This window comes from Proteus faecis, assembly GCF_003144395.1.
GTDB classification, from domain to species: domain Bacteria; phylum Pseudomonadota; class Gammaproteobacteria; order Enterobacterales; family Enterobacteriaceae; genus Proteus; species Proteus faecis.
In genome coordinates, this window is record NZ_PENZ01000016.1 from 1 (window position 1) to 13,513 (window position 13,513).

Sequence of the window (13,513 nt, forward strand, 5' to 3'; positions counted from 1 at the left end):
TCAATTGAGTAATCATGATGATTTACTGGAGGGATCCCTCCGCAAGCGGCACAGTGTCAGTAAACTGGTCGTGCATCTGATATTTACGACAAAGTATCGACGCAAGCTATTTGACAGACAGATGATCGCTCAACTGCGTGACGCATTTGGCTCCGCTGCGGCAAAACTTGAATGCGAAATTATTGAGATGGACGGAGAGCCTGACCATGTGCATCTGCTGGTTACTTCCCCGCCAAAACTGGCAGTCAGTGTGATGGTCAACACTCTGAAATCAGTATCGTCGCGCCTGCTCCGGCAGCAAAACACACATTTACGGATGCAAAGTAAAACGGGGCTTTTGTGGTCGAGATCGTACTTTGTCTGTAGCACCGGGGTGGCAACGATTGAAACGTTCAGGGCCTACGTTCAGAGTCAGCCAACGCCTGATTGATCTTTAAAGCCCTGCGGGCTTTTCGCCTTATATCCCCGCCCGCATTGGGCGAGGGTTTACGGCGTTTTTCGCTAACTTAATGCGCCATTTTTACGGCATTGAGCTATCTTAAGAATATCCTCTGCCAATAATTTTGCTGTAATAATATCATCGGAATGATGATTCACCATTAAACGGCTTAAACAGCCTTCTAAGATGAGTTCCATTTGTTTAGCGACTAATTCGCTATCTTCAATATCAAGTTTGCGCAGTAGCGTTCTGGAATAATCAAGTGAGCTTTGTTTTTGACGTTGGCTTAATTGGTGGATTTGAGAATGTTCATCTGGGTAAGCACTACATGCTGCAACAAATAAACAACCAGGGAATCGATTTTTTTCTAAACGTATGGCGAGTTGATCATAACGTGCCAGTAATTTTTGTTCGATAGTTAGTTCGTCATCTAACATGACTTGGCGTTGCCAAATATCAATTTGTTGTCCGTGATGGCGGAGGCAATCAAAAATTAAAGCATCTCTATCTGACCAGAATGGATAAAGTTGAGATTCATTGATACCTGAATCTTGAAGAAGCTCCGGTAAAGTTGCAGCTAAGCCGTATTGCTCTAGCTTGATAAGTACGTGGTCTAATAACGCTTCACGTTGCACGGATATCTCCTTAAATCACCTTGTCACGAAAACACCATAATTAGCAGACTTTAACTGAAAATGAAAGCAAGAGGCGACTGGGTAAAATGAAAATACCCCATCTTGCGACAGGGTATTTTCTTATTTTTTATTTCTTTTAAGCGCTAAGCACTTTTTTGCAATGTTTTAATTTTTTACTTCAAACTACAGGATCATACCGCCGAAGAGGAAACCAAATCCGACAGCTAATACCACACCAATTGTACCAGGGATAAAGAATGGGTGGTTGAAGACTAATTTACCGATACGAGTTGTACCTGTGTCATCCATTTGAACTGCCGCAACCAGTGTTGGGTAAGTTGGCAGGATGAACAGACCAGAAACTGCAGAGAAAGAAGCAATTGCAGTTAATGGAGATACACCTAAAGCTAAAGCCATTGGCATTAATGCTTTCGCTGTTGCTGCTTGTGAATATAACAGTGCAGAACAGAAGAAGAAAATAACGGCTAATAACCAAGGATGGCCAGTGATTAAATCACCCGCAGTCAGTTTGATCCAATCAATGTTGCTTGAAACGAAAGTATCACCTAACCATGCAACACCCAGAATACAAATACATGCACTCATACCTGCTTTAAAGGTACTTGAGTTAAGGATGTTGTCAGTTTTAACTTTACAGAAAACAGTGATAAGCGTTGCAACACTCAGCATGATGATCAGAATGGCGTTAGTGGTGTTCATTAACGGTTCTTTCACGATGCCTAAGCTTGGGCTGTTGATGATTGCATAAGTAACAACACAGACAACACCCAGTAAGAACAGCATTACTGATGATTTAGCACCTGGTAAGGTTTCTCTGCGTGCTTGGCTACCACGTAACTCAACCAGACCTTGTTCTAAACGCTCACGATAGACTGCATCATCAGACAGTTTTGAGTTAAATACCCAAGACACGATGAATGACATCAGAATAATAGCAAGGAAAGTCGCTGGTAATAAGATAGACAGCAGAGTGATGTAGCTTACTGTGTTACCTTCACCAACCATTGCTGGGTTTTCCATGACAGATGCCATGTAGACAACCGCTGCAGAGATAGGTGATGCAGTAATACCGATTTGAGCTGCAACAACACCAGTTGATAAAGGACGGCAAGGTTTGATGCCTTGTTCTTTTGCAACTTCAGCGATAACTGGCAGTGTTGCTAAAGAGATGTTCCCTGTACCTGCAAATAGAGTTAAGAAATAAGTCACAATTGGCGCAAGAATTGTGATGTATTTTGGATTACGTCTTAACAGTTTTTCAGTTTGGCCAACAAGGTAATCCAAACCACCAGCAACCTGCATCGCAGAGATTGCGGCAATAACAGCCATAATGATGGAGATAACATCAAAAGGGATTGAACCAGGTTTAACACCGATAGCGGCTAGAACTAAAACCCCTAAACCACCGGCAAACCCGATACCAATTCCCCCAAGTCTCGCACCGAGGAAAATGGCCAGCAGAACGATAATCAATTCTACGGCTAGCATAGCGTTTACTCCTTGAGATAATTAAAAAAATGAGAAAGATAAGTTAAATTTTTGTTTTTACAATCAAGTAAAAAGGCACGTCTCTTAAAGAGTCCGTGCCTTGTATTTTTAAGAGCTCATTCTTATGTTTAACAGTGTCATGTTATAAAACACAATTATTAATCATCGAAGCGTTTTGCTTTGTAAGCCGGGTTTTTTAAGTTCTCGATAGAGAAGATATCATCCAGTTGTTCTTCGGTTAATAAACCACGTTCTAGAACAACTTCACGTACGCTCTTACCTGTTTCTGCACAAATCTTACCAACGATGTCGCCGTTATGGTGACCAATGAATGGGTTCAGATAAGTAACGATACCGATTGAGCTAAATACGAAGTGTTCACAGATTTCTTTATTCGCAGTGATACCATCAACACATTTTTCTACTAAGTTACGGCAAGCGTTGCTTAACAGAGAGATTGATTCGAACATTGCTTGACCGATAGCTGGTTCCATTACGTTTAATTGTAATTGACCTGCTTCAGCAGCCATAGTCACACAAGTGTCATTACCGATAACTTTAAAGCAAGCTTGGTTAACAACTTCTGGAATTACTGGGTTTACTTTAGCTGGCATGATTGAAGAACCTGCTTGCAGTTCTGGAAGATTGATTTCTTTCAGACCTGCACGAGGGCCAGAGGACAGTAAACGTAAGTCATTACAGATTTTAGACATTTTCACAGCTAAGCGTTTTAACGCGCCGTGAACCATTACATAAGCACCACAGTCAGAAGTTGCTTCAATTAAGTCTTCTGCTGGAACACAAGCTAAACCTGTTACTTCTGCCAGTTTTTCAACCGCCAGTTTTTGATAACCAGGTGCTGTATTCAGACCAGTACCGATAGCAGTTGCACCTAAGTTCATTTCTAACAGTAACTCAGCAGTGCGTTTCAGGTTTTTGATTTCTTCTTTCATCAGTACAGAGAAAGCATGGAATTCTTGACCTAAAGTCATTGGTACAGCGTCTTGTAATTGAGTACGACCCATTTTCAGGATGTCTTTGAACTCAACCGCTTTTCTATCAAAACCTGCTTTCAGCAGTTCGATAGATTCAGTTAATTTGATAATAGAGTTATAAACCGCTACACGGAAACCACAAGGATAAGCGTCGTTTGTTGATTGGCTCTTATTGACGTGGTCATTTGGGTTCAGGTATTGGTATTCACCTTTTTGGTGACCCATTAATTCCAGACCGATGTTTGCGATAACTTCGTTGGTATTCATATTTAATGAAGTACCAGCACCGCCTTGGAATACATCAACTGGGAATTGATCCATGTGTTTACCTGTTTGTAATACAACGTCACAGGCTTTGATAATCGTATCAGCGATTTCACGAGGAATAGTGTGGAGTTCTTTGTTTGCTAATGCAGCAGCTTTTTTCACCATTACCATACCGCGGATGAATTCTGGAACATCATTGATGGTACGATCACTGATGTAGAAGTTTTCAATAGCACGTAAAGTGTGGACGCCATAGTAAGCATCAGCAGGAACTTCTCTTTTACCTAACAGGTCTTCTTCGATACGAGTTTTATTTGACATGAGAACCTTCTTATTAAAATTTTAACTGTCTAGTTATGCGCTTGTTAATAAAATATATCGTTAACGGTTAATAATGTAATATAACTTACCGTTTTGCTTGGTACTGACACGATCATATTCGGGTTGTGAACAAATACCTTTAAGCTGGATCACTTTATAAGTAAATAACGTCTAAATATTTTCTTTTTGTGATCTATCTCATGGATTTTACAGTTCTAACTCTCTTTTTAACGCCCCTTGAAAAGGAGTATTAGGCTCCCCACTATTATGTAGATAAACTAAGAAAAAGCGAGTTTGTAAACCATCACCTTAGATGTAGTTCACACTCCTTTCTATTAATAATATGAATCTTTTTTATAAAAAAGGAGAACCAAGTGCGTTGGCTCCCATTAATTGTTATCTGTCTTCTTATCTATGTAGAAGCTGTTATTTTCGTCAATGTAGCATCTTCTATTGGCGTACTGACAACACTATTCCTTGTGGTGCTGACTTCTTGTGTTGGTATCTCACTGGTAAAAAACCAGGGCGTAAAAAATATTGCATCAATGCAACAAAAACTTGCAGTGGGTGAAGTGCCTGCTGCAGAAATGGTGAAAAGTGTTTCGTTAATATTGGCAGGTATTTTACTGTTGATCCCGGGGTTCTTTACTGATTTTCTGGGTTTGCTGTTATTACTACCACCGTTGCAAGCACTGTTAGTGACTAAATTGATTTCTCGTATTCGTGTTTATTCAGCAGGTCATGGTCAAAGTGGATTTTCGTCTAATCAAAATGGAACAACATTTGAAGGCGAGTTTCAGCGTAAAGAGGATTCACCGAGTAACCAACTGAATAATAAGGCTGAAAATCAGAATAACGACCATTTTTCTGACAAAAAGTAATCAGCCGAAAGCATAATCAACTGAAATGGGGAAAATTTGAAAAAAAATCACACTTCTCCCCTTGAAGTTTTACTTGATGCCCCCACCTGTATCGTCATGGTACTGGTTCATCTTGGGCACTGGTATCAACCTTAATCCTGATATGGACTTTTTTATAGGAGCACTATTAATGAAGATTCGTCCATTACATGACCGTGTTATTGTTAAACGTAAAGAAGTCGAAGCTAAATCAGCAGGCGGTATCGTACTAACTGGCACTGCAGCGGGTAAATCAACTCGTGGCGAAATTTTAGCCGTGGGTCAAGGCCGTATTATGGAAAACGGCGACGTTAAACCGCTGGATGTTAAAGTTGGTGATATCGTAATTTTTAACGACGGTTATGGCGTTAAAACAGAAAAAATTGATAACGAAGACGTGCTTATCATGTCTGAAAGTGACATTTTAGCAATTGTAGAAGAATAATTTTTCTCTTTTAAGATCTTCTTAAACTGAACGAATTCAAAGGAAATATACGATGGCAGCTAAAGACGTCAAATTCGGTGTAGATGCTCGTAATAAAATGTTACGTGGTGTTAATGTTCTTGCAGATGCAGTTAAAGTAACTTTAGGTCCTAAAGGTCGTAACGTTGTTTTAGATAAATCTTTCGGCGCACCTGTTATTACTAAAGATGGTGTATCTGTTGCACGCGAAATTGAACTCGAAGATAAATTCGAGAACATGGGTGCACAGATGGTGAAAGAAGTTGCTTCTAAAGCCAATGATGCGGCAGGTGATGGTACTACAACTGCAACAGTATTAGCACAATCAATCATTGCCGAAGGCTTAAAAGCAGTCGCCGCTGGTATGAACCCAATGGATCTGAAACGCGGTATCGATAAAGCTGTTGTTGCAGCAGTCGAAGAACTGAAAAAACTGTCTGTTCCATGTTCAGATACTAAAGCGATTGCTCAGGTTGGTACAATTTCTGCTAACTCTGATGAAACCGTCGGTACTCTGATCGCGCAAGCGATGGATAAAGTAGGTAAAGAAGGTGTTATCACCGTTGAAGAAGGTACTGGCTTAGAAGATGAGCTAGATGTTGTTGAAGGTATGCAGTTTGACCGCGGTTATCTGTCTCCTTACTTCATCAACAAACCTGAAACGGGCACAGCAGAATTAGAAAACCCATTCATTCTGTTAGTTGATAAAAAAGTTTCTAACATCCGTGAATTACTGCCTGTCTTAGAAGCTGTTGCTAAAGCTAACAAACCTCTGCTTATCATTGCAGAAGATGTTGAAGGTGAAGCATTGGCAACATTAGTTGTGAACAATATGCGTGGTATTGTTAAGGTTGCCGCTGTTAAAGCTCCTGGCTTTGGTGATCGTCGTAAAGCAATGCTGCAAGATATCGCAACATTAACTAACGGTGCAGTGATTTCTGAAGAAATCGGCATGGAGTTAGAAAAAGCGACATTAGAAGACTTAGGTCAAGCAAAACGCGTTGTTATCAACAAAGATACAACAACGATTATTGATGGTTTAGGTGATCAAGACGCAATCAGTGGTCGTGTATCTCAAATTCGTCAACAAATCGAAGAAGCAACTTCAGATTATGACCGTGAAAAATTACAAGAACGCGTTGCTAAATTAGCAGGCGGCGTTGCAGTCATTAAAGTTGGTGCGGCAACTGAAGTTGAAATGAAAGAAAAACGTGCTCGTGTTGACGATGCTCTGCATGCAACTCGCGCAGCAGTTGAAGAAGGCGTTGTTGCTGGTGGTGGTACTGCTCTGGTTCGTGTTGCTAATGCTCTGCGTGAGATGGTTGGTGATAACGAAGAACAAACAGTCGGTATCCGTGTTGCATTACGTGCAATGGAATCTCCAATGCGTCAAATCGTTGCTAACGCAGGTGAAGAGCCATCTGTTGTTGTAAACAAAGTGAAAGCAGGTGAAGGTAACTACGGTTATAACGCTGCAACTGATGATTACGGCGATATGATTGATATGGGTATCTTAGATCCAACTAAAGTTACTCGTTCTGCGCTACAATTTGCTGCATCTATCGCAGGTCTGATGATCACAACAGAAGCGATGATCACGGATTTACCTAAAGAAGACAAAATGGATTTAGGTGGCGCTGGTGGTATGGGCGGCATGGGTGGAATGGGCGGCATGATGTAATTCATCAGCTAACTGTTTTACACGAAAAACCCGAGCTTAGGCTCGGGTTTTTTTATGTCTAAATACAATTGAGATTTGAAAATGGCTGTTGTAAATCAATGCTTAGTTGTCAGAGCATTTCGAAATATTCAAAAAATATTGGGGATCGTCTTGTCAAACTCGACACCGGGCACGCGTTATTGCTTCTTGAGCTTGAATCAGAGCCTGCATACCTTATATTTTTTAACATAATTCACATATCATACCTTTAATACACAAAATCATCCCTATAAGGGGGATTTCGTTGAGGTAATACTATGGATTTAATGACCGCTGTTAATACTTTTGAGAAATTCGCTAATCAAGACAGAAATATTTTTCTCACCAGAGATTTAGAAATACTTTTTCCCTGATGAGCCCCAAAAGACACTGCAAAAATCTGTCGATCGATTGATCTCTGCTAATGTGTTGAAGCGAGCATCAAAAGGTGTATACATCTATTCGCATGTATTCGCATGGCTCGTTAGGACCTTATCCTTTGGAGCGCTTAGCCGAAAACATTCGACGAGGTCATTACAACTATATCAGTCAGTCTTGAATCCGCTTTATCTCAGTATGGTGTTATCTCACAATAACAATTTAAGCCCAGACAATGAAGTGACGCTAATGACTAACGTCATTTCGTCGGCGAGAGTCTTTTTATGTCGTTTTTACTTCAGAAGTCTCTAATAATTTATATTTTATATAATTAGAAACAACTTATTTCTTTACAACTAGACAACAGATCGTTTTTACTGCATCACTTAAAAATAATTAAATAATTGGGGTGTTCACCATGTCTGTCGTCGCCATCGTGCTTATCTTTCTTTTTGCCGTGATTGTGAGTGTATTTATTTCTCGATTACTGTCAGAAAAAATCCCTTTACCATTAATCCAAATAGCTGTGGGCGCTTGTTTATCGATTTTTGGTTTTGAAGTTGATTTCGATCCCCATCTTTTCTTATTTCTGTTTATTCCGCCATTGCTGTTTTTAGATGGTTGGCGTATTCCCAAAGAGGCGTTATTCCAAGAAATTAAACCAATTATGTCGTTGGCAATTGGTTTAGTTGTGGTGACAGTGATTGGTATGGGCTTTTTTATTCATTGGCTTATTCCTTCTATTTCGCTTGCCATCGCTTTTGCATTAGCAGCAATTTTATCACCAACTGATCCTGTTTCAGTCTCAGCGATGACTGTAAATTCACCCCTTCCTTCGCGTATGACTCATATTTTAGAAGGTGAATCATTGCTTAATGATGCGACAGGTTTAGTCTGCTTTAGCTTTGCTGTTGTGGCTGCATTAACAGGCTCTTTTTCTATTGCATCAGCAACAGGACAATTTTTATTAGTTGCTTTAGGGGGCGCTGCAATTGGTTTGATTGTGGCTGGTGTGATTGGGCGATTAAATCAGTTTTTGGTTAAACGTACAGGTGAAGATCCCGCAATCCAAATTTTGATCAGTTTGTTGATGCCATTTATTGCTTATTTATTAGCAGAGCATTTCCATGTGTCGGGGATCTTAGCTGCGGTTGTTGCTGGTATTGCAATGCACTACGAAAAAATAGTGGGCCGTATGCAAGCCGCTACTCGTATGCAAAGTAAAGCCGTTTGGGATACCGTTCAAGTTGCGCTTAATGGGATGATTTTTATTTTATTAGGTGAACAACTTCCGGCAATGTGGAAGATATTACCTGAAGTGACGCAATCAGCAGGGGCGACTAATTCATGGGCGGTTATAGGTTATATCATTATTATCACGATAGGGCTTGCCATTCTGCGTTTTACATGGGTGTGGATCTCTATGTCGCTGACAGTATTTCGCTCTCCTGACAAACGTTTATCTCGCCATGATCTGCGTTTAATGGCGATTATGGCAACAGCAGGAGTACGAGGCGCAATTACACTTGCTGGTATCTTAACACTTCCTTTATTAATGACAGATGGTTCACCTTTTCCAACTCGTGATCTTGCCATTTTTATTGCTATGGGCGTTATTCTCTGTTCATTGTTGATAGCCACAATAGCATTGCCGATTTTAACGAAAGGACTATCTGAAGATTTACCGTATGAAGATGATGAAATTCGTACTCGTTTAGCGTTAAACGAAGCGGCGATTGCACATATCAATGAATTGATGAATCAACCTTGTGACGATCTCGATGAAATGGCATTGCGTATAGAAGCGGGTTCTCATTTATTAGAAATATACAGTCGTCGTCTCGATAGTGAAGACAGTGTGCAAGAAGGCGCACTTGATCTGAAGCGCTTGTTTAGCATGGAACGTAAATTATCTCGTAGTGCATTAAAAGTTGAGCGAGATGCGTTACAACAATTACGCAAATCTCGTCATATTAGTGAGCATATTTATCATCGCTTGCGACATGAATTAGATTTAAAAGAGGAAGCGCTAAATCATCATTTGAATTAAATTAGAGCAATATAATCGTTAAATGATGATTGATTGTCTGATGATTTTTAAAAAAATGAACTAATTGTGTGTTCATTCTCGCACTGTGTAGGCTGAAAATAGACCTGATCGTTTTCAAAGCGTAAAAGCGGTGTAGAATAGAGGTATTATTGCTTTGTCTATCTCAAAGCTGAATTTGTACATTAAAATAAGTTTGAAGCGAAAATAATATCTTAAAGCTATTGGCTAATGTGAGATAGCAATGATGATTTATTTTTGCGCATAATAGGGATGACAAGGTATATTGTTGTCATGACTAAACGGACACTCAAATAAATGAGGGGATCATGCGAATTAAATTGTTATTGGGAGCTACAGCAGCGTTGTTACTAGCAGGCTGTTCTGCAACAAACACATTAAGTACTGCTGGCTCACAGGTACAAATCACTGATACGCAACCAGGCAGTGAGTGCCAATTATTAGGAACAGTGACAGGTGTTCAAAATAACTGGTTATCAGGTTCCCGTACTGAAAGCCAATCACTGCGAGGTGCTGCTAACGATCTACGTAATAAAGCAGCTGCAATGGGTGGTAATGTTATTTTTAACGTGGGTACTGGCGCAGGTAGCTTTGTTGATAGCTTTGCACCATTAGATAGCAAAATGAGTGGACAAGTTTATAAATGCCAATAAGGGTATTTAATTTATTCACTATTTATTAGTCTGCTAACTAATAGATAAAAAAGCTGTAGTCACTTCATCTATTTGAATTGAGCTACAGCTTTTTTGTTTTTGTGATATTGATTATTGCTGACGTAACCCAAGATCTAACAATGTTTTACTCGGTTCACCACCGATTTCACGTGTGAGTTTGGGTACCATATAACCAGACACTAAGCTCATAAGTCCTTTCATAATTTCTCTAGCTTCACTGTCTGGCACCATAAAGTGAGCCGCGCCTTGCACTTTATCTAGAACATGTAAGTAATACGGCATAACACCCGCATCAAATAGTGCGCGACTTAAATCGGCAAGGACTTCAGCACTGTCATTGATACCTCGTAATAACACACCTTGATTCAATAGTGTGACATTGGCATTTTTTAGCTTTGAACAGGCTTCTCTCAGTGCATCATCAATCTCATTGGCATGATTGGTGTGCAATACCATGATATTTTGCAAACGTGATTGTTGTAGGCGTTTGCATAGCGTGTCAGTAATACGAGCAGGAATAACCACAGGTAAGCGAGAGTGGATACGTAAACGCTTAAGATGAGGAATAGCTTCCAATTGTGTTATTAGCCAATCAAGTTCATCATCTTTCGCCATAAGAGGATCCCCCCCTGAGAAGATGATTTCATCGAGTTTTGAGTTATTTTTGATATACTCAATTGCTTTTTGCCAATTCGCTTTGTTTCCTTTGTTATCTTCGTAAGGAAAATGACGACGAAAACAGTAGCGGCAATTGACAGCGCAACCACCTTTGACCAGAAGCAATGCACGATTCTGATATTTATGTAATAAACCTGGCACCGCATTTTGTTGCTCATCTAACGGATCCGTAGAAAATCCTGGTGTTATGGTAAATTCAGCATTTGCAGTTAATACTTGTAAAAGTAATGGATCGTTAGGATCGCCTTTTTTCATGCGTGCAACGAATTCACGGGGAACCCGTAGCGGAAAAAGCCGTCGCGCCTGAGCTCCTTTTTGGAGTTCTTCGTGATGTTCCAACGCTAAAAGTTGGAGTAATTCAACAGGATCACTGATTGCCTGCGCGAGTTGTGTTAACCAGACTTCTCTGGTGGGGTGATTATGAGTTACAATGTGTGCCATTTTTTGGCTATGCCATTTTAAATTAAAAAAGTTAGAGGATATTCATGGCTTCTTATAATACCAACGATTTTCGTTCAGGTCTTAAAATCATGTTAGATGGCGAGCCAGCCGTCATTACTGAATGTGAATTTGTTAAACCAGGTAAAGGTCAGGCATTTGCACGTGTGCGTTTGCGTAAACTGATTTCTAACAAATTACTGGAAAAAACATTTAAATCTACTGATTCTGCAGAAGGCGCAGATGTCATGGATATCAACTTAACTTACCTGTACAACGACGGTGAGTTCTGGCATTTCATGAACAACGAAACTTTCGAGCAATTAGCAGCAGACGAGAAAGCCGTTGGTGATAACGCTAAATGGTTGATCGACCAAGCTGAGTGTATCGTAACACTGTGGGATAATCGTCCTATCGCTGTTATTCCACCAAACTTTGTTGAATTAGAAATCGTTGATACTGATCCAGGCCTAAAAGGTGACACTGCAGGTACAGGCGGTAAACCAGCAACATTAAGCACCGGTGCAGTAGTTAAAGTACCACTGTTTGTTCAAATCGGTGAAGTTATTAAAGTTGATACTCGTTCAGGTGAATACGTATCGCGCGTAAAATAATTGCATAGATTATTTTACTGAGCACAATAAATAATTACCGCAGATAATGTTAACTATCTGCGGTATTTTCTTTCTAAAAATTTGAGTGATTTGTATTACTGCATTATTTAATTTTTTGTGTTATTATTTTGTTTCTAATCTATTTATCCCTTCACTATCCAAGATGCCAAAATAGAATGTGATATTCAATATTGGAATTGGTAAAAAATAGCCATTTTCTTAGAATGAGTTTGTAGATTGTTTTGGTAAAGATAATCCACAGCAATATTTATTTAAATTATTTTGACTTCCTTTAAGAGATATTGAAGAGTATAGATAAAAACATTAATCCTGTAATATTATTGATCTTTATTTTATATTTTAGTTGTACTAGGGAAACCCTTTCAATATAGACATTTACTTTGATATATCTCTTTTATTTTTTTTTAGTTAAATTGATGACATAACAAAATTAGATTAGCTTATTTTTCTGGTTAACTATCTCATTTATGGAATAAATTTCCATTTCTTTACTTCTTCATTTTTGTAAATTTCCCATACTGAAAAACAGATAATAGAATTTTAATCTATACTTTATCTAGGTTAAATATAAATAATATCTTTTAGATTTGCTTAAAATTTAAATCTTATCAATAAATTATATTTACCAGTAGTACTTAAATTAATTTAGGAGGCTATATGGAAAATAAAACAATTATTATGGGGGCTGATCCTTCAGGATTTGAACTTAAAAATACGATTAAATCGTATTTATCAGGAAAAAATTACACAATAAAAGATCTCACTGAATCCAACCCTATTGGATATTGTGATGTGGGTGATAAAGTTGGCTCAATTATTTCTGAACATCCTGAATATATTGGTTTTGTTTTCTGTGGCACAGGAATGGGCGTAAGTATTAGTGCTAACAAACATAAAAATGTTTATTGTGGTGTTTGTGAAAGCGTGACCAGTGCTCGTTTTTGTAAAATTATAAATAACTGTAATATTCTTGCTATGGGTGGGTTATTAATTACGCCATTCAAAGCCAAAATGATGGTTGATGCTTATTTATCAGCAACCTTTACCGAAGGGTTTACACAAGCGACACCAGAAGATTTACAATCAGGCTTAAATTCAATGAAACAAGTAGAAGATAAAATTTATAAAAATTAAGTCATTCTTATTATTCACTTTTATAAGCCTGAATTTTCAGGCTTATTTTTTACTTAAGTAATATATTTTGCTTATTAAATAGATAAGGGGTTAGTATCTATATTAAATAAAGCATTTTATAACTCAACAATAAATAAAAAGTAGGTGGACAATGGAACATCAACGCTCTGATGAAGTAAATGGCCCATTACGTATTACCTGTGACTGCTCCCCGCCCTGTCGGGCGAGCTTCCCACTTCTTAGACCGCAACCGTCTGTGTGACGGATTTACGCTGGCCTCC

The 13,513-nt window shown here is 38.9% G+C and carries 12 protein-coding genes; 8 read left to right on the plus strand and 4 right to left on the minus strand.

Annotated elements, in window-relative coordinates:
* Positions 1-4: 4 nt before the first annotated feature.
* Positions 5-430, plus strand: coding sequence for an IS200/IS605 family transposase (tnpA, locus tag DK858_RS04310; protein WP_109396366.1), 426 nt, complete (start codon positions 5-7; stop codon positions 428-430).
* A 71-nt stretch (positions 431-501) separates the two neighbouring features.
* Here tnpA and dicD read toward each other — a convergent pair whose 3' ends face one another.
* From dicD to aspA, 3 genes are all read right to left on the minus strand, one after another.
* Positions 502-1,074 carry a division control transcriptional repressor DicD gene (dicD, locus tag DK858_RS04320; RefSeq protein WP_109396359.1) on the minus strand — a complete coding sequence of 191 codons (573 nt, stop codon included), beginning with the start codon at positions 1,072-1,074 and terminating at the stop codon, positions 502-504.
* Between the two features lie 183 nt (positions 1,075-1,257).
* Complete coding sequence (locus tag DK858_RS04325) at positions 1,258-2,583, minus strand: anaerobic C4-dicarboxylate transporter (RefSeq protein WP_100158899.1); 1,326 nt, start codon at positions 2,581-2,583, stop codon at positions 1,258-1,260.
* Positions 2,584-2,741: 158 nt separating this feature from the next.
* Entirely contained in the window at positions 2,742-4,166 is a 1,425-nt protein-coding gene (gene aspA, locus DK858_RS04330; protein WP_109396360.1) for an aspartate ammonia-lyase, read from the minus strand.
* 374 nt (positions 4,167-4,540) lie between these two features.
* On the opposite strand from aspA, the gene DK858_RS04335 reads away from it, so the two are divergent.
* The 5 genes from DK858_RS04335 to DK858_RS04360 all read left to right on the plus strand — a co-directional run bounded on the left by DK858_RS04335 (position 4,541) and on the right by DK858_RS04360 (position 10,326).
* On the plus strand, positions 4,541-5,047 hold the full coding sequence (locus DK858_RS04335) for an FxsA family protein (RefSeq protein ID WP_109396361.1): 507 nt from the start codon (positions 4,541-4,543) through the stop codon (positions 5,045-5,047).
* A gap of 169 nt (positions 5,048-5,216) precedes the next feature.
* Complete coding sequence (locus DK858_RS04340) at positions 5,217-5,510, plus strand: co-chaperone GroES (RefSeq protein WP_036914050.1); 294 nt, start codon at positions 5,217-5,219, stop codon at positions 5,508-5,510.
* A 52-nt stretch (positions 5,511-5,562) separates the two neighbouring features.
* Positions 5,563-7,209: a chaperonin GroEL gene (gene groL / locus DK858_RS04345; RefSeq protein WP_109396362.1), complete on the plus strand. Its 1,647-nt coding sequence runs from the start codon at positions 5,563-5,565 to the stop codon at positions 7,207-7,209.
* Between the two features lie 814 nt (positions 7,210-8,023).
* A complete protein-coding gene (locus DK858_RS04355) occupies positions 8,024-9,655 on the plus strand; it encodes a Na+/H+ antiporter (protein ID WP_109396363.1) in 1,632 nt (543 codons plus the stop codon).
* A 326-nt stretch (positions 9,656-9,981) separates the two neighbouring features.
* A complete protein-coding gene (locus DK858_RS04360; RefSeq protein ID WP_006536171.1) occupies positions 9,982-10,326 on the plus strand; it encodes a DUF4156 domain-containing protein in 345 nt (114 codons plus the stop codon).
* 111 nt (positions 10,327-10,437) lie between these two features.
* Here DK858_RS04360 and epmB read toward each other — a convergent pair whose 3' ends face one another.
* Positions 10,438-11,466: an EF-P beta-lysylation protein EpmB gene (epmB, locus tag DK858_RS04365; RefSeq protein WP_109396364.1), complete on the minus strand. Its 1,029-nt coding sequence runs from the start codon at positions 11,464-11,466 to the stop codon at positions 10,438-10,440.
* 44 nt (positions 11,467-11,510) lie between these two features.
* Between epmB and efp the strand changes: the two genes are divergently transcribed.
* Positions 11,511-12,077: an elongation factor P gene (gene efp / locus DK858_RS04370; RefSeq protein WP_006536168.1), complete on the plus strand. Its 567-nt coding sequence runs from the start codon at positions 11,511-11,513 to the stop codon at positions 12,075-12,077.
* Positions 12,078-12,755: 678 nt separating this feature from the next.
* Positions 12,756-13,232 (plus strand): RpiB/LacA/LacB family sugar-phosphate isomerase, encoded by a 477-nt coding sequence (locus DK858_RS04375; protein WP_109396365.1) that lies wholly within the window; start codon positions 12,756-12,758, stop codon positions 13,230-13,232.
* The last annotated feature ends 281 nt before the right edge of the window (positions 13,233-13,513 follow it).

Coding starts and splice junctions, on each gene's coding strand:
- DK858_RS04325 (WP_100158899.1), bottom strand. CDS start 2,583: ATGCTAGCCGTAGAATTGATTATCGTTCTGCTGGCCATTTTCCTCGGT.
- aspA (WP_109396360.1), bottom strand. CDS start 4,166: ATGTCAAATAAAACTCGTATCGAAGAAGACCTGTTAGGTAAAAGAGAA.
- DK858_RS04340 (WP_036914050.1), top strand. CDS start 5,217: ATGAAGATTCGTCCATTACATGACCGTGTTATTGTTAAACGTAAAGAA.
- groL (WP_109396362.1), top strand. CDS start 5,563: ATGGCAGCTAAAGACGTCAAATTCGGTGTAGATGCTCGTAATAAAATG.
- DK858_RS04355 (WP_109396363.1), top strand. CDS start 8,024: ATGTCTGTCGTCGCCATCGTGCTTATCTTTCTTTTTGCCGTGATTGTG.
- DK858_RS04360 (WP_006536171.1), top strand. CDS start 9,982: ATGCGAATTAAATTGTTATTGGGAGCTACAGCAGCGTTGTTACTAGCA.
- epmB (WP_109396364.1), bottom strand. CDS start 11,466: ATGGCACACATTGTAACTCATAATCACCCCACCAGAGAAGTCTGGTTA.
- efp (WP_006536168.1), top strand. CDS start 11,511: ATGGCTTCTTATAATACCAACGATTTTCGTTCAGGTCTTAAAATCATG.
- DK858_RS04375 (WP_109396365.1), top strand. CDS start 12,756: ATGGAAAATAAAACAATTATTATGGGGGCTGATCCTTCAGGATTTGAA.